Source organism: Kitasatospora sp. NPDC058243 (genome assembly GCF_042882025.1).
Lineage (GTDB): Bacteria > Actinomycetota > Actinomycetes > Streptomycetales > Streptomycetaceae > Kitasatospora.
This window is the reverse complement of sequence record NZ_JBHVWW010000029.1, coordinates 1-20591: the sequence shown is the minus strand read 5'-3', so window position 1 is coordinate 20591 and position 20591 is coordinate 1. Positions and strand designations below refer to the sequence as shown.

Sequence of the window (20591 nt, the reverse complement as noted above, 5' to 3'; positions counted from 1 at the left end):
CAATCACCACACCCCCCCTTTCCTCCCCCCCCACCCCCCCTCTTCCTACCCCCCTCCCTTATCACCCCACACCCCCCTCCCCCCCCCCACCGCCGTGTCCCGGTCGCGTCAGGACCGGTGGAACGCCCGCCTGGCAGCACCCGAGGAGACCGACCAGACCCCGGGTATCAGCCCGCCGGTGATCGGCAGGGCGTCCGCACCGTGCAGGGCCGCCACGCCACCTTCGCCGTTCCGCCGCGCCGTCCACCGGTCGCAGCCCCCGGCACCTGCCCGTCGCCGCTCGCCACCCATGAGAGGACCCCCGTTCTCTGATCGTGCTCGGGACGCTAGCAGGAGCCACTGACACTGAACGCGGGGCGGCCAGCGCGGCCCGGACGGTCCTCAGCGGGTCGTGGTCGGCGAGGGACTGCTCCCCTCGGCGGCCCGGATCGAGTCCAGCACCTGCTGCACCTGCTGGATCGTCACGTGCGACGGCACCCGCATGCAGGCCGTCAGCTGGATCAGCACCAGCGTGCCGGTCCGGGCGACGGCCCGGTGGCCGATGAGCTCACGGGTGCCGCCGAGCGTGAGGCATTCCTTGTCGAGCGCGATGTCGGAGGTGACGGCCGATGAGGTGGTGAACTTCCCGACCAGGTCCGGTTGGTCCACCAACCGGAGGGTGAGGAGGGCGCCGCCGACGGGCAACAGCGTGTCGGACGGGCAGGCGATGCCCGCCGTCCGGCAGGGGGACACGGGGCCGATCGGCCCGTTGGCCAGGTAGCCGATGCCGTTCCGGGGGTCGCCGCTGAAGGTGCCCTGGCTGTACCAGCCGCTCGGCAGGTCGAGGGCCAGGTTCGGGTACGACGTGAAGTGGATCTGCGACCTGGCCGTCGGCACCATGGTCGGTGTCGTGCTGGCGCCGGCGCCGGCCGTCGGAGCGGGCGGTTCCCCGCCCGGCACCGTCTCGGCCGGTCCGGCCGCCATGTTCGGCCCCGCCGCCACCCCCCGCTCCGGCGTGGGCGCGATCGCGGGCGCGGCGGCCAGCGCCGCGGCGACCAGCCCGGCGGTCAGTCCGGCCCCGAGCCCGGCGGCCCGCCGTCGGCGTTGGGTGCCGATGGCGCGGGCGCGCACCCGTTCCATCCGGTCCTCGGGCGTGGCGAGCTCCGGTACGGCCTGGTGGAGCAGGATCCGCAGCTCGTCCTCGCCCTCACCGCCGTCCGGCCTCGGGTCGTCCGGGTCCAGCAGGTCAGTACCGATCACGAGGTCCCCCCGCCAGCAGCAGTTCCCGGGCCGGCAGCCGGCCGCGCAGGCCGGCGAGCGCGCGGTGCGTCTGGCTCTTGACCGTGCCGGTGCTGCAGCCCAGGACCTCGGCGGTCTCCTCGACGCTGAGGTCCTCGAAGAAGCGCAGCACCACCACGGCCCGTTGGCGCGGCGGCAGGGCACGGACGGCCTGGGCGACCACCTCTCCGAGCACCACCCCTTCGTACGGGTCCGCGTTCGCCGGCGGCGGCTCCGGCAGTTCGCCGTGCGGCAGTTCGCCGGTCCAGCGGCGGCGCCACCAGGAGACGTTGCAGTTGACCAGCACCTTCCGCAGGTAGGCCTCGGGCCGGTCGATGGAGATCCGGTCCCATTTGGGCCAGACCTTGGCGAGCGCGGTCTGCAGCAGATCCTCGGCCTGGTGCGGGTCGCCGGTCAACAGCCAGGCCACCCGCAGCATCTTCGGGCCGCAGGCGGAGACGAACTCCTCGAAGTCCGGTGTGCCATCCCTCATCCCGCCGTCCCCGCCATGGTGTCCGTGCCGTCCCTGTCAGCCGTGGCGGCCTGCTGGGCCGCGATCGTGGTGTCCTACTCACAGCTGATGAACGTGCTGGACGGTGTTCCGGGTTGTCTTCCGGGCGCGGGGATTTTCGGCGGACCGGCGCGGGGAGGTTGGACGGCCCGCGAGCCGGCCGGGACTCGGCCGGGCGGCGGGCGGGCCGTGGGCACCACGATGGCCCCGTCGGGCCCGTCCGGCCAGAGGCGCTCACGGGGCGTCCGGGCGCACGATGCGGCGCGCCAGGGGCGTACGGGTGGGACGCAGGGGGCGGTGGACCACGGATCGGGCGGACCACGGATCGGGCCGGCCGGGCGACGGTGGGTCAGAGCGTCCCGGAGCCGTGCGGCGCCTCGGTGGGGACACCACGGGCGGCGGCCGCAGGGTCCGCGGTCACCGGGGTGACCGTCCAGTCGGGGTGGCCGGGCATCGGCGGGGTGCGCAGCCCGTACAGCCAGTCGGTGAGGAAGCCGGAGAGGTCCTGGCCGGAGACCTCGGAGGCGGTGCGCAGGTAGTCCTGGGTGCTGGCGGTGCCGTACCGGTGCTCACGCAGGAAGGTGCGCTCGATCCGGTCGAAGGCCTCGGCGCCGACCCGCTCGCGCAGCGCGAACAGCACCAGCGCGCCGCCGGTGTAGCGCTGGCTGTCGAAGAGCTTGGCGGCGCTGGGGGCGGCGACCGGTCCGGAGTCGTGCCGCCACTGGTCGCCGAGGCCGTAGAGGGCCCGCATCCGGTCGACCAGGGTGGTGTGGCCCCAGGCGTCCGGCCAGCCGCGCTCGTAGCGGTAGACCAGGGCGTAGTAGTCGGCGTGCCCCTCGTTGAGCCACAGGTCCGCCCAGCTGGCGGGGGAGACGCTGTCGCCGAACCAGGAGTGCACCAGCTCGTGCATCTGGTGCGAGCCGATCGCGGACTCGGGCTGGCGCAGGAAGTTCGGCTTGTAGAGGGTGAGGGTCTGGGTCTCCAGGCCGGTGAAGCCGAACGCGGCCGGGTCGTCGGTGTCGGCCGGCAGGAGGCCGTAGGTCTCGAAGGGGAACGGCCCGAGGTGCTGCTCGGCCCAGGTCAGCTGGTCGGCGGTGAGCGCCAGGGCGGGTTCGAGGTCGGCGGCCCGGGCGGTCGGGACGACGTCGCGCAGCGGCAGGCCGTGCGGGCCGGTGCGCTCGCGGACGGTGTAGTCCCCGACGGAGACCTGCACCAGCTCGGTGGCCATCGGCTCGCGGGAGGCGTACCGCCGGGTGGTCCGGCCGTCGCCGAGCCGTTCGGTCTGCGCCAACTCCCCGTTGGCGACGCCCAGCAGGCCGTCGGGCGCGGTGACGGCGATGCTGAACCGGGCCTTGTCGCTGGGGTGGTCGTTGCACGGGAAGACGGTGTGCGCGCTGTCCGGCTGGCCGGCCACCGCGAAGCCGTCCGGGGTCGGGACCCAGCCGGTGTGCGGGAGCCTGGCGCGCGGGTCGGCGGTGTACTCGACGGTCAGCCGCGCGGTGGTGCCGCGGTGCAGGGGCCGGGCCGGGGTGATGGTCAGCTTCTCGTCGTGGGCGGCGAACCCCGCCGGGCGCCCGTCGACCCGGACGGCGCGTACGGTCAGGCCCAGCGCGTCCAGCTCCAGGCGCGCCAGGGTGCGGGACGGCCGGGCGGTGATCACCGCGGTCGCGTCGACGGTGCGGGTAGCAGCCCGGTAGTCGAAGGACAGGTCGTAGGCGAGGGCGTCGTACCCGCTGTTGCCGAGCGAGGGGAAGACCGGGTCGCCGAGGCCGTCCGCGGCGGTGGCGGCCCTGGCGCCGGCGGACAGCAGCGCCGCACTGAGCACGAGTGGGAGGACGAGGCCGAGACGGGGCCTGGACAGGGCGATCACCGCACTTCGGGAGTCGTGGCCCCGCGGGGGCCTGGCTTCGGGACTCGTGGCTTCGGGAGCCCCGGTGAGCAGCGGGGCCGGCCGGCGGTACGTGCGCGACGCACCGGGCACGGACCCTAGCGGACCGGGGCACCCGCCCGGCGCCGCCGCCCGGACGGCTGTCGACACGAGGCCATCCCCCGGACGGCCTACAGCGATGGCGGGGCCGCCGCGCGCTGACTAACGTTCGAAGTGCTTCGCCCCCTGACGGACGAGGCCACGGCCGTCGGAGAACCTGGCCAGGTCCGGCGGCCGTCCTTCATGCCCGGGTGCACCCCGTAGGCTGGCGGCCGAGACGACGCCCGCGTACCGGATGCCAGGAGCCGCCGTGACCAGCCCCGATTCGCACGTTCTGGTGATCGGCGAGTGCGTCGCCGACGTCGTCCGCACGGATGGCGCCCCGGACACCGTCCACCCCGGCGGCAGCCCCGCGAACGTCGCGTACGGCCTGGCCCGGTTGGGGCGGCCCGCCACCCTGCTCACCCAGCTCGGGGACGACGCCAACGGCCGGCTGATCCGGGCGCACCTGGAGTCGGCGGGGGTGGTGGTCCGGGCCGCGGGGGTGGCGCGGACCCCCTCGGCCGTGGTGCGCCTCGACGGACAGGGGCGGGCGCGCTACACCTTCGACATCGGGTGGACGTTGCCGCCGACCGAACTCGCCGAAGCGCCGGGCGCGATCCACCTCGGCTCGATCGGGGCGGTCACCGACCCGGGCGCGGCGGCGGTGCTGGCGCTGGTCGAGCGGTGGCGCGGCCGGGCGCAGATCAGTTACGACCCGAACGTGCGCCCCGCGCTGATGGGCGAGCGGGCGCAGGCCGTGCGGCGGGTCGAGCGCTGCGTGGCGCTGAGCGACGTGGTCAAGGCGAGCGACGAGGACCTGGCCTGGCTCTACCCCGGCGAGGACGCGGAGGCGGTCGCGCGCCGCTGGCTCGCCCTCGGCCCGGCCGTGGTCGCGGTGACCCTGGGTGCCGACGGTGCGTTCGCACTCACCGCCGAGGGCGGGCACGCGCGGGCCGCAGCCGTTCCGGTGCCGGTCGCCGACACCGTCGGCGCCGGGGACTCCTTCACGGCGGCTTTCCTGCACGCCCGCGCCGCCGGCGTCGACCTCGCCGGCTGCCTCACCCAGGCGGTGACGGCCGCCGCGCTGACCGTCTCCCGCCCCGGCGCCAACCCGCCCTCGACGGCGGAGCTGGCGGCCGCCCTGACGCAGGCGGGTTAAGGGCACGACCTAGCCGGCCAGCTCCTTGCCGTACCAGACCTGGGCGTACGGGCCGCTGCTGTAGGCGGGGATCTCGCGGTAGCCGTGGCGGGTGTAGAGCGCGCGGGCCTCGACCAGGTCGAGGCGGGTGTCGAGGACGATCCGCCGGGCGTCGAGCGAGCGGGCGGCCTCGTCGACGGCGGCGAGCAGCCGGGCGCCGCCGCCGGTGCCGCGCAGGCCGGGGCGGACGAACACCCGGGTCAGCTCGACGGTGTCGGCGTCGCGTCGGCGCAGCCCGGCGCAGGACTGGGCCGCGCCGTCGTAGTGGCCGAGCAGGAAGAGCCCGTCCGGTGCGGCGAGGTCGTCGCTGGGGGAGCCGGCCAGCCCCGACTCCAGTTCCTCGGGGGTGCCTTCGCGGCCGAGGTGCAGGCGGTAGTAGCGGTTGGCCACGTCGTAGTAGTACTCGCGCAGCAGGGCCAGGGCCTCGGGTGCGGTGACGTCCGCCGTGGCGACGGACCAGAGGCGGGCGGTGCGGGGCGCGGTGTCGGTCATGGGCGCATGATCGGTGGTCGCCGGCCCGGGCCGCAATCGGGTTTTCGCGCGGGTGCCCGGTCGACTCGGGTGCCCGGCCGGTTCGGGTGCCCGGCCGGTTCGGCAAAGGAAGGGCAAGGGGCCCGGCGCGTCGTTGCCCCGTACGGGTGACGAGGGGATTGGCGGGGGTGCGCTGCGGGGGAGCAGTGCTGCTATGAACCGATCATCAAATCATCGCATTAATGCGGGTTTGAGGGGAATTCAGGGACGCGGCGCCGGTGTGCGGGCGGGTGTGCGGACCGGTCTGCTGGCCACCGTCTGCCTCTCCGCCGTCGCCGCCGGCTGTGCCGGGCCGGTCGACCCCGCGCGGCCGGCTGTCGTCCCGCCCGCGCCGGGTGCCGTGCCCGTCGTCGAACACGGGGTCGGCCGCCCGCCCGAGGCGCTGCCGGTGCTGCCGGGCCTGGCCCGCAAGGAGGAGGAGGCCGGCACCGAGGCGGTCGCCCGCCAGGAGTCGGAAACCGGGGCGGCCCTGGAGACCGCGCACCGATGGGGCCTGGAGGCCCCGCCGCTGAAGGCGCCGCCACGCCCGGCGACCAGGCCGGTGCTGGCCCAGTCGCAGGGCGTGAAGCTCAAGGAGGGGCGGCCGCCGGTGGTCTACCGGGTGCCGACCGACGAGAAGGTGGTCTTCCTCACCGTCGACGACGGCTCCGAGAAGGACCCGGAGTTCTCCCGGATGGCCGACGAACTCGGCATCCCGCTCAGCACCTACATCTCCGACTACCTGGCCCGCGAGAACTACGGCTACTTCCGCGATCTGCACGCCCAGGGGGTGGAGATCAACAACCACACCATCAACCACCGCAACCTGAAGGTCCTCGACTACGGGGCCCAGCGCGACGAGATCTGCCGTCAGCAGGACCAGCTGGAGAAGCAGATCGGCGTCCGCCCCCGGCTGTTCCGGCCCCCGTACGGCGAGTACAACGACGACACGCTGCGCGCGGCGGCGTCCTGCGGGATCCAGGCGGTGCCGCTGTGGAACGAGGAGGCCTTCCCGGACCACATGGAGTGGCGCTACGACGACCGGAAGCTCCACCCGGGCGACATCATCCTGACCCACTTCCGCGGCACCGACCTCTGGAAGGCCTCGATGCCGGACCTGCTCCGCAAGGTCGTCAACGACGTCACCGCGCAGGGCTTCGCCCTCGGCCGGCTGGACGACTACCTGTAGGAGTTCGCCCGTCGAGGACCCCGAGGACCCCGAGGACCCCGAGGGTCAGCCGAGCGAGAGTGCGTCGAGGTACACCCAGGCGCCCTCGTGCCGGACGAACCGGCTGTGCTCGGTGAGCACGCCCTGCTCGCGGCCCTCGGTCCAGTGCGCCCGGAAGGCGACCGTGCCCTCCGCGTGGAAGGCGCCGCCCTCGGTGGTGGACACCACCTCCAGGCCGGTCCAGCGCAGCGCCGGGTCGAAGTCCACCTCGGCGGGCCGGGTGTCCGGGTGCCAGGTGCGCAGCAGGTACGCCTCGTCCTGGGCGGCGAAGGCGCTGTACCGCGAGCGCATCAGGGACTCGGCGGTGGTGGCCGCCGTCTGGCCGCGGTGCAGCCGCCCGCAGCAGTCGCCGTAGGCGGCGGGCAGGCCGCAGGGGCAGGGGGAGGAGGGCAGCAGCCGGGGCGCGGAGGCGGCGGCGCGGGGCGCGGGGCGACGTGGGGACATGCGGTCCATTCTCTCCCCCCGGCCCCGGACGCCCCGACCGGGGCCGGGGGGCGTCCGGGTGCGGGTGCTCAGCAGCGGGCGGAGTCCGGTTCGCCGAACCAGGCGTGCAGCGCGCGTAGCAGCCCGTCCGGATCCTCCTCCCCGGGAGCGGCGGCCCAGGCGACGTAGCCGTCCGGGCGCACCAGCAGCGCGCCGGCGGGCGGTTGCGGGCAGTCGGCCGTGAGCACGTCCACCCGGCCCTTCCAGCCGGCCGCGAGGTCGGCGAGCCGTGGTGAGCCCCCCGCGAGGTCGAGCAGCAGGGCCTGGCCGCCGCGGGCCAGTTCGGCGAGCCGGGTGGGGCCGGCGGCGGTGGTCAGCGGGAGGTCCGGCGCGAAGCCGCCGGCGAGCGGGTGCGGGCAGTCGGTGTCGTACCGGACGTCGCTGCCCGCCATGAGCGCGGCGATCCGCCCGAGGTTGTCCTGGTACGCGAGCAGTTCGCCGAACAGGGCGCGCAGGGCGGTGACGGCCGGGCCCGGGGACATCAGGGCCATCTGGGCCTGCGAGTGCATGAAGACCCGTTCGCCGACGGGGTACCGCTCGCGGTGGTAGCTGTCCAGGAGGCCGGGCGGGGCCCAGCCCTGGAGGTCGGCGGCCAGCTTCCAGCCGAGGTTCGCGGCGTCCTGGAGGCCGAGGTTGAGGCCCGGACCGCCGGTGGCGGCGTGCACGTGCGCGGCGTCGCCGACCAGCAGCACCCGGCCCTCGCGGTAGCGCTCGGCGAGCCGGGTGTTGTGCCCGACCTGGCGGCGCGGGGTGTGCGCGCCGGGCGTGCCGGCCGGGGCGAGCGGCAGGTCGGCGCCGGTCACCCGGCGGACGCTGGCGCGCAGTTCGTCCAGCGTGGCCGGCACGGTCTCGTCGACGGGCGGGCCGTCCCACTCCATGGTGGCCATCATGGCGAGTTCCGGGCCCATCGGGGCGAGCACGAACACCCCGTGCGCGGTGCGGGTGTGGGTGAACGGGCGGAACGGCGTCGTGCAGCCGGGCAGCAGGACCTCGCCGGTGTCGAGCACCTGCAGCCCCTCGGGCGGGCGCACGTGGGCGATGCGCGCGACGGGGTCGGGCGAGGTGACCCCGGGGAAGCCGATCCCGGCCAGCTTGCGGACGGTGCTGCGGCCGCCGTCGGCGCCGACCAGGTAGCGGGCGCGCAACCGCTGCGGCCCGTCCGGTCCGTGGACCTCGACGGTCACCCCCGCCTCGTCCTGGGTCAGGCCGGTGACCTCGCGGCCGTGGTGCACGGTCACGCCGAGTTCGCGGGCCCGCTCCGCCAGGGCCTGCTCGATCCGGTGCTGCGGCACCGGCAGGGCGTACAGCGGGTTGCCGTCGAGCTCCCGGAGGTCCAGCGGGAACGCGCCGAACACGAAGCGGGGCACCGGGGCCGGGGTGCCCGGGCCGCCGAGCCGCTCGTACAGGCCGCGGTGGTCCAGCAGCCGGATCACCTGGCCGACCAGCCCGTTCGCCTTCTGCTCCGACGAGCGTTCGGCCAGCCGGTCCAGCACCACCGGCCGGACTCCGGCCAGCGCCAGTTCGCAGGCCAGCATCAGCCCGTTCGGGCCGGCGCCGGCGATGATGACATCGTGGGTCATGGTAGATCCCCCTGTGCGACGGTGAGTTCACGAGGACGACGGTTCGGGGAGGCCGGCCGCCAGCTGCCGCAGCGCCTCCGCCAGGAGCGGTTGCAGCGGTACCGGCGGGTCGGCGCGCAGCCATACGTCGCTGGCCGCTCTGAGCGCGGCCAGGACGCCGGCGGCGACCAGTCTGGGGTGGAGGCCGCCGGGGTCGGCTCCGGTCCGGGCGGCCACCGCTGCGGCGAGCCCGGCCTCGGCATCCGCGCCGGCGCGGGCCAGCTCGGCCTGGAGGGCCGGTTCGCGCAGCAGTAGCCGCACCGCGGCGGTCCACCGCGGGTCCGGTTGCTCCGCCGCGCCGTCGAAGGGTGTGAGGGTGGCCCGGGTGAGCGCCTCCCAGAGAGGTTCGGCCAAGGGCCGCTCGCGCAGCGCCTCGCCGACGAGCCGGATGCGGTCGCAGTGCCGGGAGACGATGGCCTCGGCCTTGCTGGAGAAGTAGTTGTTGTAGGTGCGCGGTGACACCCCGGCCGCGGCCGCGATGTCCTCCACCCGGACGTTCTCCAGGCCCCGTTCCACCGCCAGGCGCAGTGCGGCCCAGCTCAGTGCCTCCCGGGTCGCGGCCTTCTTCCGTTCCCGCAGACCGATCTGACTCTTCGTCATGCCAGCCACTCTCCCTGGAAACCTGCGCGCCGCGCAAGAGTGCGCGGCACGCAACTTTTTCGGAGCCGACACTCCGGGGCGGATCCGCCCCGGCGGGGTTGCGAGGAGTCGCGCGGCGGCTCGGCGAGTCGCCCTGCCCGCCCGTGTGGTCACTGATAGTAGTGGCCTGGTTGCGGAGCGGTCTCCCGCGCCGGTTCGGCGGGACGGTTCGACAGGGCGTCCCGACAGCACGCCTCGACAGGACATGAGGAGCGGTCATGGGTGGCAGACAGCGTCCGCCGGGAGCGCGGACCCCTCGGCAGGGCCGGCCCGCCGGGGGCGGCCGGGTGAACGCCCGGGCGGAGATCGCCCGGCTGGAGGGCTATCTCGCCTGGGAGGCCGAGGTGGCGGCGGCCGAACGGGACGCCCGGGCCTTCGCCGGGCAGTTCCCGTGGCTGCCCGCCGCGGAGCGGGAGAGCCTGGAGCAGGCCTACGCCGCCGACCGCCTGCGCTACGCCGAGGAGGTCGTCGACCGTGCCGTCGAGCGCTGCCGCCGACTGGCCGCCCGCTACCGCAGCGAGTGCCGCCGGATCTGCGCCCGCTGGGCCGCGCTCTGCCTCTCCGTCACCCTGGCGGCGGCGCTGTTCGCCGTCGTCCCGGCGGCCCTGCGGGCCTGAGGCCTGAGCCGGGCCGATCCGCCGGCACGCCCGAGGGCCCGCCGCGCCGATGACGGCGCAGCGGGCCCTCGGGTGTGCGCGGGGATCAGTGGTGGCCGTGGCCGCTGCTGATCTCCTGGTGCTCCTCGGCGGTGGGCTTGGCGATCTGGCTGCCCTCGCCGTAGAAGCCGCGGGACAGCTTGGCCCTCGCCCGGGCGAACAGCCCGGCCTTGCGGACCACCCCGTTCTCGTCCACCTCCGGCGGCAGGTCCTCCGGCTGCGGCTGCTCGTGCGCGGTGAGGGTGAACATCCGGCCCGGCGGGAGCGGCGCGTGCACCTCGACGAACTCGCCGTGCTGGAGCCGGTTGATGACGCCGGTCTCCCGGCCGTGCAGGACCTTCTCCTTGTCGCGCCGCTGCAGGCCCAGGCACCACCGCTTGGTGACCACGAAGACGACCACCGGCACGACGAAGAAGCCGGTGCGCACCGCGTAGGTGATCGCGTTGATCGACAGCTGGAAGTGGGTGGCGAGCAGGTCGTTGCCGCCGCCGGCCAGCAGGATCAGGTAGAGGCCGATCCAGGCCGCGCCGACGGCCGTGCGCACCGGTGCGTTGCGCGGCCGGTCGGCGATGTGGTGCTCGCCGCGGTCCCCGGTGACCCAGGCCTCCAGGAACGGGTAGCACCAGATGATCAGCAGCACGGTCGGGAAGACCATCAGCGGGACGAACACCCCGAGGTTCAGGGTGTGGCCGCCCCAGACGCTGATCTCCCAGCCGGGCATCACGCGCACCAGGCCCTCGGAGAAGCCCATGTACCAGTCCGGCTGGGCGTCGGTGGACACCTGGTCGGGCCGGTAGGGGCCGTAGGCCCAGATCGGGTTGACGGTGGCGATCGCCGACATGAACGCGACCACGCCGAAGACCAGGAAGAAGAAGCCGCCGGCCTTGGCCATGTAGACCGGCATCAGCGGCATGCCGACCACGTTGTCGTTGGTCCGGCCGGGCCCGGCGAACTGGGTGTGCTTGTGGTAGAAGACCAGGATCAGGTGCGCCGCGAGCAGGCCCACCATGACCCCCGGGATCAGCAGCACGTGCACGGTGAACAGCCGCGGCACGATGTCCTGGCCGGGGAACTCGCCGCCGAACATGAAGAACTGCAGGTACGAGCCGACGATCGGCACGGCCAGGACGGCGCCCTCCATGAACCGGATGCCGGTGCCGGAGAGCAGGTCGTCCGGCAGCGAGTAGCCCATGAAGCCGTCGAACATGCCGAGGAACAGCAGCAGCGCGCCGAAGACCCAGTTGATCTCGCGGGGCTTGCGGAACGCGCCGGTGAAGAAGACGCGCATCATGTGCGTCAGCATCGAGGCGACGAACACGATCGCCGCCCAGTGGTGGACCTGGCGCATCAGCAGGCCGCCGCGCACCTCGAAGCTGATGTCGATGGTCGAGGCGTAGGCCTCCGACATCTGGATGCCCTTGAGCGGGACGTACGAGCCGTCGTAGATGACCTCGCCCATGCTCGGCTTGAAGAAGAGGGTCAGCCAGACGCCGGTGATGATGATGATGACGAAGGTGTAGAGCGCGATCTCGCCCAGCATGAAGGACCAGTGGTCCGGGAAGATCTTGCGCAGATTGGCCTTGGCCAGGGAGTAGATGCCGACCCGGCCGTCGGTCCAGTCGGCCAGGGCCTCGGCCTTGTTCGCGGGGTTGGCGCGCGTGCTGGTCACCGGTCCCGGCTGCGACTGCTGGTCGGTTCTCACGACGGGCTCCCCGGCGTCCTCGGCGTGCCGGGCTGGAGGCCCGCCGGCAAAGACGCCGGCCGGCGAAGTGTTGTGATCATGGGACCTCTCGATACGGGCCCGCCGGCTGAACCGGCACGCGGAGCGGGTGACCCACTGGCCCGTTGCTCAGGGTGATGGAGCGCTTACTCTGTCATGCTGTCGGCAGGGGGCCGACTGTGCACGTCCATCGGTCCGTACGGCCGCTCGTGTCGGTCCGTACGGGGGGTCCTGGCGCCTGATCGGCCGCCGGACGGGTGGCGGTGCTGCGCCCGGGTGCCGCTGAACCGTTTCGGCGCGCGCCGCGTCCGGAGGTCGCGCGATCCCGGGCCTACGCTGCGCCAATGGTGGATCACCCTGAACTCTTCGAGGACGTCACCGCGGCCCTCGCCCGCGCCGGGATCGACGCCGGGCCGGGCCCGTCCCTGCTGCGGATCGGCCATCGGTCGCCGGGGGTGGCGGTCGGCTGGTCGCCGGGGGAGGGGCCGGACGGGCCGCCCTCCCGGGGAGCGCGCGAGGCGGTCAGCGGTGCGGCCGCCGTCGTGCTGCGCGAGTGCGGCTACCTGGTCGCCGAGACGGGCGGCGGCGAGCTGCTGGTGACGCCCGCCGCCGCGCCGGTGGCGGTGCCGGCGGAGCCGGAGACGGTGCCGGAGCAGTGGTGGGGCTGAGCCGGGCCGGCTCGGCAGCCCTCATACCGAACCCTTACCTGAACGGGGGGTGCTGTTGACCACGACGGCTCTAAGGTTTGCCTAAGCTAAGTCGAAGCGCCCCGGACCCTCGTGTCCGGGGCGTTCGGCTGTGCCGCGCCGCCGCCACCCGCGGCGGGCCGCCGAGTTCAGGTACGACCCGGGGTGACCGGGGGAGGAGCCCGCTGCATGTGGGATGAGGCGTTTCCCAGCTTTCTGATCGGGCTGCGCGAAGGTCTGGAAGCCGGACTGATCGTGTCGATCCTGGTCGCCACGCTCGTCCGGTTCGGGCACAAGGCCCGGTTGCCGCAGGTGTGGACCGGCGTCGCGGCGGCGATCGCGCTCAGCCTCAGCTTCGGCGCGGTGCTCACCTTCACCGCCGCCAACCTCTCCGGCCACGCCCAGGAGGCGTTCGGCGGGGTGCTGAGCCTGATCGCGGTCGGCTTCGTCACCGCGATGGTGTTCTGGATGCGCCGCTCGGCGCGCACCCTCTCCGCCGAGCTGAAGGAGAAGGTCCAGGCCTCGCTGGCGATGGGCGCCGGCGCGCTGGTGCTCACCAGCTTCCTGGCCGTCGGCCGCGAAGGCCTGGAGACCTCGCTCTTCCTGTGGACCAACGTGCGCACCGCCGGGGAGTCCACCGGGCCGCTGCTCGGCGCGGCCGTCGGCCTGGTGCTCTCGGCCGGCCTCTGCTGGGGCCTGTACCGGCGGGCGCTGAAGATGAACCTCACCCGGTTCTTCACCATCACCGGCGCCGGCCTGATCGTGGTCGCGGCGGGCGTGCTCGGCTACGGCCTGCGCGACCTGCAGGAGTCCGGGCTGGTCGGCGGCGGCAGCTCGTACGCGTTCGACCTGAGCGGCCACCTGGACGCCTCCTCCTGGTACGCCACGCTGGTGCAGGGCACCCTCAACCTGACCGTCACCATGACGGTCCTCCAGGTCGTCGGCTACCTCGCCTACCTGTGCATCGTGATGACGCTGTTCGTCGAGGGCGTCCGCGGTGGCAAGACCGCTCCGGCCCCCGGGAAGGCGGCGCAGGGAGAGAAGGCCGGGGCGGCCGCGGCCGCGCCCGAGGCCGCCGGGCCGGTGCGGTCCGGACGGCCGCGCTGGGCCGTGCCGACCGCGCTGGTCGCGGTGCCGGTGGTGATCGCCGGGGCCGTGATCGCGGTCAGCGACGGCAAGCAGAGCAGCTCCGCAACCGTGTCCGTCTCCGAGCAGGAGTGCGGCAAGGGCTTCAGCACCCCGCTGCCCGGCCAGCAGGTGTTCCAGATGCACAACACCGGCGACAAGGTCTCCGAGGTCTACCTGGTCAACCCGGCCAGCGGCGCCGTCTACGGCGAGATCGAGGGCCTGGCCCCCGGCACCACCCGCGCGCTGACCGCGACCATCGGCTCCGGCGACTACGCCTGGCGCTGCGTACCCACCGGCGGCACCTCCGTCACCTCGGCCGCCGTGCACGTCACCGGCGGCGGCCAGGTCAAGGCCGTCAAGCCGGTCGCCGAGGACGACCTCAAGGGCCCGCTCGACGCCTACAAGGACTACGTCAACAAGGGCCTCGCGACCCTGCTGACGCAGACCCAGAAGCTCCAGGCCGACGTCCACGGCGGCGACCTCGCCACCGCCAAGGCCGACTGGCTCACCGCCCACCTCCAGTACGCCTCGCTCGGCGCCGCCTACGGCACCTTCGCCGACCTCGACGGCAAGATCGACGGCCGGCCCGACGGGCTCGCCGACAAGGCCCAGGACAAGGACTTCACCGGCTTCCTGCGCCTGGAGTACGGCCTCTGGCACGGCCAGTCCGCCGCCGACCTGACGCCCGTCGCCGACCAGCTGGCCGCCGACGTCGCCAAGCTCGGGCAGGACTTCCCCGGCCAGGACTTCGACCCCGGAGACCTCCCGCTGCGCGCCCACGAGATCCTGGAGAACACCCTCCAGTTCGAGCTCACCGGCGACACCGACCAGGGCAGCGGCACCAACCTGGCCACCACCCAGGCCAACCTGGCCGGCACCCGGGAACTGCTGACCGTCCTGCAGCCGCTGCTCGACGAGCGCGACCCGCAGCTGCTCACCCGCGTCGACGCCGGGATGAAGCGGGTCGGCGACCTGGTCGCCGCCGCCCACAAGCCCGAGGGCTGGACCGCGCTGGAGCAGCTCCCCGCCGACGCCCGCCGCCAGCTCAACGGCGCCACCGGCGAGCTGCTCGAAGACCTCGCCCCCATCCCCGCCCTGCTCGAGATCCGGAAGGCCGCCTGATGACCGACCACACCGCTGCCACCGGAGGCTCCTGCCCGTTCCCGCACGCCGCCGCGCCCGCCCCGGCCGTCGCCGAGGGCGGCTGCCCGGCCGGCCCGGCCCGCCGCAGCTTCGTCCGGACCGCCCTCGGCGCCTCCGCCGGGGCGGCCGTCCTGGCGGGCGGGGCGTTCACCCTGGCCGCCGGCCCGGCCTCCGCCGGGGACAGCCGCCAGGCGAAGAGCGGGGCCGTGCCGTTCCACGGCGACCACCAGGCCGGCGTCACCACCCCGGCCCCCGGCTACGCGGCCTTCGTGTCCTGCCAGGTGATAGCCCAGGACCGCAAGGGCCTGGAGGGCCTCCTCAAGACCCTGACCGAGCGGATCCGCTTCCTCACCGCCGGCGGCACCCCGCCCGACCTCGGCGTCGGCGCGCCGCCCGCCGACAGCGGCATCCTCGGCCCCACCGTGCCCACCGACAACCTGACCGTCACGGTCGGCGTCGGCGCCTCGCTGTTCGACGACCGGTACGGGCTGGCCAAGGCCAAGCCGACCAAGCTGGCCCCGATGAAGACCTTCCCCAACGACAATCTGCAGGCCGCCGAACTCCACGGCGACCTCTCGCTGCAGATCTGCGCCGACCGCCAGGACACCGTGCTGCACGCGCTGCGCGACATCACCCGGCACACCCGCGGCGCGATGCAGATCCTCTGGCGGATCGACGGCTTCCAGAACGAGTCCCGCCCGGACGGCGCCCAGCGCAACCTGCTCGGCTTCAAGGACGGCATAGTCAACCCCGACACCACCTCCGCCCGCGAGATGGACCGGCTGATCTGGGTCACCGACGGACTGGGCGAGCCCGCCTGGGCGACCGGCGGCAGCTACCAGGTGATCCGGATCATCCGGATGCTGATCGAGTTCTGGGACCGCGTCACCCTCGCCGAGCAGGAGAAGATGTTCGGCCGTCGCCGCGACACCGGCGCGCCGCTGGACGGCCGCCAGGAGACCGACGCGCCGGACTACGGCAAGGACCCGGAGGGCAAGGCGATCCCGCTCAAGGCGCACATCCGGCTCGCCAACCCGCGCACCGCCGACACCGACACCTCGCGCATCCTGCGCCGCGGCTTCAACTACGACCGGGGCGTCGACCAGGCCGGCAACCTGGACATGGGCCTGGTGTTCTGCTGCTACCAGCAGGACGTGGTGCGGCAGTTCGAGGCCACCCAGACCCGGCTCATCGACGAGCCGCTGGTCGACTACATCTCGCCGACCGGCGGCGGGTACTTCTTCGTCCTGCCGGGCGTGAAGGACAACGCCGACTGGCTCGGACGCGGGCTGCTCGCGGCGCTCTGACGACGGTTTGACGGCGGTCTCACGGCGGCCGACGTGACGCCGGGCCCCGGGCGCTGCTGCGTGCCCGGGGCCCGGCGGCGTTGCGCGGACGGCGGTTTCGAGGACACGCCCTACGGGCCGAGGGTGAAGCCGATCACGGCGCCGCCGCCGTCCCGGTTGGCGGCGAAGGCCTCGCCGCCGTGCGAGCCGGCCACCTCGTGCACGATGGCCAGGCCCAGCCCCGAACCGGGCAGGCTGCGCGCGGCGGTGGCCCGGTAGAAGCGGTCGAAGACCCGGGAGAGGTCGGCCTCGTCGATCCCCGGCCCGCCGTCGCGCACCTCGACCCGGCGGCCGCGCACCACCACCTCGATCGGGGCCGTCCCGGCCGGGTCGAACTTGGCGGCGTTGTCCAGCAGGTTGCCCACCGCCCGGGACAGCGCGTCCGGGCGGGCCGTGACCACCGTGTCGTCGGCGTCCACGGTGATCTCCCGGCCGCTGCGCCGCCGGGCCTGTGCGGCGGCCTCGCGCACCAGCTCGGCCAGCACCAGTTCGGTCGGCTCCTCGTCGGCCTTCCGGTCCGCGGCGAGCGCCACCAGCTCCTCCACCAGCAGCGTCAACTCCCGCGCCTCCTCGGCCAGATCGGCCATCAGTGCGGCCTGTTCGGCGGGCGGCAGGCGGTCCAGGCTGGGCAGGACCGAGAGGTTGGTGCGCAGGCTGGTCAGCGGGGTGCGCAGCTCGTGCCCGGCGTCCTGGACGAGCCGGCGCTGGTTCTCCTTCGCCGTGGCGAGCCGGCCCAGCATCCGGTCGAAGGCCCGGCCGAGCCGGCCGACCTCGTCCGTCCCGGCGGCCGGCACCGGAACGTCCAACCGTCCGCTGGCGGCGACGAGTTCGGCCGCGTCGGTGAGCCGGACCAGCCGGCCGGTGATCCGCCGGGCGAGCAGCCAGCCGGCCCCGCCCGCGAGCACCGCGACCACCGCCACCGACACCCCGGTACGGATCCGCAGCGTCGCCAGCAGGTGCTCGGTGGGGCCCAGTTGCTGGGCGATCTGGACCGCGCCGCGGCCGCCGCCGAGCGAGACCACGGCCACCCGGTAGGTGTCGCCGTGCACGGGCCGAAGCCCGGACGAGGTCCGGCCGGGGGCGTCGGAGCGGGCGAGGGAGCGGTCGTCCGGGGTCGGCCGGAGGTCGATCCGGGCGGTGCCGGGCAGCACCTCCCCGTCGGGGCCGAGGGACTGCGAGGTGACCCGGATCGGGCGCAGCAGATCCTCGCTCAGGCCGCTCGTGCCGTTGAAGTCGCCGGGGAACAGCATCTCCCGGCCGACCTGCTGGTGCACCGCCTGGACGGCCGCGGTGAAGTCGGCGGCCTCGTCGTCCCGGATCAGCCGGGCGGCGGAGCGGTAGCCGAGCGCGCCGATCAGCACCGCGACCAGGGCGGCCATCGCGGCGAAGGCGAGCGAGACGGTGGTGCGCAGCCCCGGGCGCGGCCACAGCAGCCGCGGCCGCGGCCGGCCACGGCCGGTCACGACTCGCGCAGCGTGTAGCCGACGCCGCGGACGGTGTGGATCAGCGGTGTCAGGCCGGGCCGGTCCAGCTTGCGGCGCAGGTAGCCGATGAATACCGCGAGGTTCTTCGAGCCGGGGCCGAAGTCGTAGCCCCAGATCTGCTCGTACACCGTGGCCTGGTCGAGCACCGAGCCCGCGTGCCGGGTCAGCAGCTCCAGCAGGTCGAACTCGGTCCGGGAGAGCTCCAGCTCCTGCCCGGCCCGCCAGGCCCGCCGGGCGTGCGGCTCGACCCGCAGGTCGGCCACCGCGAGGACGCCGCCGCCGGCGGATTCGGGCGGGCTGCGGCGCAGCAGGGCGCGCAGGCGGGCGAACAGCTCGTCCACGTCGAAGGGCTTGACCAGGTAGTCGTCGGCCCCGGCGTCGAGCCCGGCGATCCGGTCCGGGACCTCGACCCGGGCGGTGAGCATCAGGACCGGGGTGCGGTCGCCGTCGGCGCGCAGGCGGCGGCAGACCTCCAGGCCGTCCGGGCCGGGCATCATCACGTCCAGCACCAGCAGGTCCGGGCGCTGCTCCGTGAGGGCGGCCAGGGTCTGCGCGCCGTCCGCGGCGGTGCTCACCCGGTAGCCCTCCAGCTGGAGGGCGCGGGTGAGGGAGTCGCGGATGGCCCGGTCGTCCTCGGCGATCAGCACGGTGTGGGTCATGGCTCCGATTCTCCCCGGCGCGCCCGCGGCGGCGTCCGGCGGGTCCGGGCGACGGCCTCCGTCGGGTCCCTGGGTCCGCGGGTCCGGGCCCGGCCGGTGGCCGTACCGGCTGCGGCTTTCGCAGCGCCGGGGACGGGCGTACGGTGGCCACACGGTGGCGTGTCCGCCGGGGGTGCCACCGGGTCCTTGTCGGCACACCCCGCCGGAGGCCGCGATGGCAGACCGGATGGCCTTCCTCACCACCCCGCGCGCCGAGCGCGAGCGGCGGGACGCACAGCAGCGGCTGGGGGACTCCCGGGAGGTGTACCGGCCGCAGGCGCCGCTGCCGGTGGTGGGCGGGCAGGCGGGCCGCTGCATGGACTGCGGGCTGCCGTTCTGCCACCACGCCTGCCCGCTGGGAAACCTGGTGCCGGAGTGGAACCGGCTGGTGGCGGACGCGGACTGGCGGGCCGCCGCCGCCCGGCTGCTGGCGACCAACAACTTCCCCGAGTTCACCGGACGGCTCTGCCCGGCGCCCTGCGAGAGCGCGTGCGTGCTGGCGATCGACGGCGCGGCGGTGACGATCAAGAACGTCGAGCTGGCGATCACCGACCGGGCCTGGGAAGAGGGCTGGGACCTGCCGCAGCCGCCCGAGCGGAGCGCCGGGCGGCGGGTGGCCGTGGTCGGGTCGGGCCCGGCCGGCCTGGCCGCCGCGCAACAGCTGACCCGGGCCGGGTACGCCACCACGGTGTACGAGCGGGCCGACCGCCTAGGCGGGCTGCTGCGCTACGGGATCCCGCCGTTCCGGCTGGAGAAGCACCGGCTGGACCGGCGGCTCGACCAGATGCGGGCCGAGGGCACGGACTTCCGCACCGGGGTGTTCGTCGGCCGGGACCTCGCGGCCGGGGAACTGCGGGCCGGGTGCGACGCGCTGGTGGTGGCGGTCGGCGCGACCGCCTGCCGGGAGCTGGCGGTGCCGGGGTGCGGCCTGCCCGGCGTGCACCAGGCGATCGACTACCTGACCTGGGCGAACCGGGTCGACGAGGGCGACCGCGCGGCCCCGCCGGTGTCCGCCGAGGGCCGGCACGTGGTGATCGTCGGCGGCGGGGACACCGCGGCCGACTGCCTGGGGACGGCGCTGCGCCAGGGCGCGGCCTCCGTCACCCAGCTCGACATCAACCCGTGCCCGCCGGTGTGCCGGGCGCCGGGGCAGCCCTGGCCCGTCCACCCGAAGGTGTACCGGGAGACCACCTCGCACGAGGAGTCGGGGGCCACGGCGGCCGGGCCCCGGGTGTTCGCGGCGACCACGCTCGGCTTCGAGGCCGGACCGGACGGCCGGCTGGCCGCCGTCCGCTTCGCCGAGGCCGAACCGGCCGACCGCAGCCCCCGGGCCGGCACCGAGCGGAGCGTCCCGGCCGAGCTGGTGCTGCTCGCGCTGGGCTTCAGCGGACCGGAGCCGGACCAGGGGCTGATCACCCAACTCGGCCTCGCCACCGGCCCGGACGGCGCCCTGGCCCGGGACGACGACTTCGCCACCGGCGCGCCGGGCGTCTTCGTCGCCGGGGACGCCGGGCGCGGGCAGTCACTGATCGTGTGGGCGATCGCCGAGGGGCGGGCGGCGGCCGCGGCGGTGGACCGCCATCTGCGCGGCGGCACCGAACTCCCGGCGCCGATCCGGGCGTCGGCGCGGGCGCTCACGCTTTGAAGGGCGTACGGGCGTTCACGCTCTGAGGGGCGCGCGGGCGCTCACGCTTTGAAGGGCGTGCGGGCGCTCATGCTCTGGGCGTCGGCGCGGGCGCTCACGCCCTGAGGGGCGCGCGGGCGGGCCCGGCAGCCCTGCCGCACTTCCTCGCAACCCGCCGTGCGCCGCGAGCCGTTCGGGCGCGGCGCGTCCCCCGGGCGGCGCCGGGTAGGGCTCGGGGCAGCAGACGGACGGAGGGGACCGCCATGCCCGACCACTTCCCGGACACACCCGCACCGCCGACGCCGCCGACCCCGCCCACACCACCGTGGCCGGACGGCCAGCCGCCGGTGCTCGGCCACGCGGCCCGCAGCATCCCGAAGGCCACCCTCGTCCCGCTCCGGGTGGACGGCCCGCAGCGCGGCCCGGCCTTCGCCGGGCACGCCTACCTGCGCGGACTCGACCTGCGCCCCGGCGAAGTGGCCGCCGTCCGCGAGCAGGTGACGGCGGACCTGCCCTGGGAACTGCTCGCCGCCGGCGCCGCCGCCCCGGCCGATCGCACGCTGCGGGCCGCCGCCCTCGCCGCCGTCGACGGCGCCGCGCTGCGCGCCCCCGGCGACGCGCCGGAGCGAATTCTCCTACCCCCGGGCACCACGAACGGCCTGAGTCTAGCCGCCCGGGCCGCCGCCGCGAGC

The 20591-nt window shown here is 74.8% G+C and carries 17 protein-coding genes and 1 pseudogene; 8 read left to right on the top strand and 10 right to left on the bottom strand.

Annotated features, from left to right (window positions below):
• Positions 1–381: 381 nt before the first annotated feature.
• The 3 genes from ACFVX9_RS20040 to ACFVX9_RS20030 all read right to left on the bottom strand — a co-directional run bounded on the left by ACFVX9_RS20040 (position 382) and on the right by ACFVX9_RS20030 (position 3638).
• A complete protein-coding gene (locus tag ACFVX9_RS20040; protein ID WP_380483700.1) occupies positions 382–1239 on the bottom strand; it encodes a hypothetical protein in 858 nt (285 codons plus the stop codon).
• Positions 1226–1750: a SigE family RNA polymerase sigma factor gene (locus tag ACFVX9_RS20035; RefSeq protein WP_380380212.1), complete on the bottom strand. Its 525-nt coding sequence runs from the start codon at positions 1748–1750 to the stop codon at positions 1226–1228. The genes ACFVX9_RS20040 and ACFVX9_RS20035 overlap by 14 nt, the downstream gene beginning before the upstream one ends.
• A 367-nt stretch (positions 1751–2117) precedes the next feature.
• Positions 2118–3638 (bottom strand): M1 family metallopeptidase, encoded by a 1521-nt coding sequence (locus ACFVX9_RS20030; protein ID WP_387982783.1) that lies wholly within the window; start codon positions 3636–3638, stop codon positions 2118–2120.
• A gap of 367 nt (positions 3639–4005) precedes the next feature.
• Here ACFVX9_RS20030 and ACFVX9_RS20025 point away from each other — a divergent pair, with 367 nt between their 5' ends.
• Positions 4006–4896 carry a carbohydrate kinase gene (locus ACFVX9_RS20025; protein WP_387982781.1) on the top strand — a complete coding sequence of 297 codons (891 nt, stop codon included), beginning with the start codon at positions 4006–4008 and terminating at the stop codon, positions 4894–4896.
• Positions 4897–4905: 9 nt separating this feature from the next.
• Here the strand turns inward: ACFVX9_RS20025 and ACFVX9_RS20020 are convergent, their stop codons facing one another.
• A complete protein-coding gene (locus ACFVX9_RS20020; protein ID WP_380424739.1) occupies positions 4906–5427 on the bottom strand; it encodes a GNAT family N-acetyltransferase in 522 nt (173 codons plus the stop codon).
• 229 nt (positions 5428–5656) lie between these two features.
• Here ACFVX9_RS20020 and ACFVX9_RS20015 point away from each other — a divergent pair, with 229 nt between their 5' ends.
• Entirely contained in the window at positions 5657–6634 is a 978-nt protein-coding gene (locus ACFVX9_RS20015) for a polysaccharide deacetylase family protein (protein WP_387982778.1), read from the top strand.
• A 45-nt stretch (positions 6635–6679) separates the two neighbouring features.
• Here ACFVX9_RS20015 and ACFVX9_RS20010 read toward each other — a convergent pair whose 3' ends face one another.
• The 3 genes from ACFVX9_RS20010 to ACFVX9_RS20000 form a co-directional block, all read right to left on the bottom strand.
• Positions 6680–7117: a YchJ family metal-binding protein gene (locus ACFVX9_RS20010; RefSeq protein WP_363372996.1), complete on the bottom strand. Its 438-nt coding sequence runs from the start codon at positions 7115–7117 to the stop codon at positions 6680–6682.
• A gap of 68 nt (positions 7118–7185) precedes the next feature.
• Positions 7186–8736, bottom strand: coding sequence for an FAD-dependent monooxygenase (locus tag ACFVX9_RS20005; protein WP_387982777.1), 1551 nt, complete (start codon positions 8734–8736; stop codon positions 7186–7188).
• Between the two features lie 27 nt (positions 8737–8763).
• Entirely contained in the window at positions 8764–9375 is a 612-nt protein-coding gene (locus ACFVX9_RS20000) for a TetR family transcriptional regulator (RefSeq protein WP_387982776.1), read from the bottom strand.
• A gap of 257 nt (positions 9376–9632) precedes the next feature.
• On the opposite strand from ACFVX9_RS20000, the gene ACFVX9_RS19995 reads away from it, so the two are divergent.
• Complete coding sequence (locus ACFVX9_RS19995; protein ID WP_159398309.1) at positions 9633–10031, top strand: cytochrome C oxidase subunit I; 399 nt, start codon at positions 9633–9635, stop codon at positions 10029–10031.
• Positions 10032–10116: 85 nt separating this feature from the next.
• Here the strand turns inward: ACFVX9_RS19995 and ACFVX9_RS19990 are convergent, their stop codons facing one another.
• Positions 10117–11739 carry a cytochrome bc complex cytochrome b subunit gene (locus ACFVX9_RS19990; protein WP_380345539.1) on the bottom strand — a complete coding sequence of 541 codons (1623 nt, stop codon included), beginning with the start codon at positions 11737–11739 and terminating at the stop codon, positions 10117–10119.
• Positions 11740–12134: 395 nt separating this feature from the next.
• On the opposite strand from ACFVX9_RS19990, the gene ACFVX9_RS19985 reads away from it, so the two are divergent.
• From ACFVX9_RS19985 to efeB, 3 genes are all read left to right on the top strand, one after another.
• Entirely contained in the window at positions 12135–12458 is a 324-nt protein-coding gene (locus ACFVX9_RS19985; protein ID WP_380371161.1) for a hypothetical protein, read from the top strand.
• A gap of 207 nt (positions 12459–12665) precedes the next feature.
• Entirely contained in the window at positions 12666–14726 is a 2061-nt protein-coding gene (gene efeU, locus ACFVX9_RS19980) for an iron uptake transporter permease EfeU (protein WP_387982774.1), read from the top strand.
• Positions 14726–16054 (top strand): iron uptake transporter deferrochelatase/peroxidase subunit, encoded by a 1329-nt coding sequence (gene efeB, locus ACFVX9_RS19975; RefSeq protein WP_387982772.1) that lies wholly within the window; start codon positions 14726–14728, stop codon positions 16052–16054. Before efeU ends, efeB begins: the two co-directional genes overlap by 1 nt.
• A gap of 110 nt (positions 16055–16164) precedes the next feature.
• Here the strand turns inward: efeB and ACFVX9_RS19970 are convergent, their stop codons facing one another.
• A complete protein-coding gene (locus ACFVX9_RS19970) occupies positions 16165–17556 on the bottom strand; it encodes an ATP-binding protein (protein WP_387982770.1) in 1392 nt (463 codons plus the stop codon).
• On the bottom strand, positions 17553–18236 hold the full coding sequence (locus ACFVX9_RS19965) for a response regulator transcription factor (RefSeq protein WP_387982768.1): 684 nt from the start codon (positions 18234–18236) through the stop codon (positions 17553–17555). The genes ACFVX9_RS19970 and ACFVX9_RS19965 overlap by 4 nt, the downstream gene beginning before the upstream one ends.
• A 214-nt stretch (positions 18237–18450) precedes the next feature.
• On the opposite strand from ACFVX9_RS19965, the gene ACFVX9_RS19960 reads away from it, so the two are divergent.
• Together ACFVX9_RS19960 and ACFVX9_RS19955 are read left to right on the top strand one after the other, a co-directional pair.
• Positions 18451–19920, top strand: coding sequence for a glutamate synthase subunit beta (locus tag ACFVX9_RS19960; RefSeq protein WP_387982766.1), 1470 nt, complete (start codon positions 18451–18453; stop codon positions 19918–19920).
• Positions 19921–20162: 242 nt separating this feature from the next.
• A pseudogene (locus ACFVX9_RS19955) lies at positions 20163–20591 on the top strand (hypothetical protein); the annotation flags it as partial.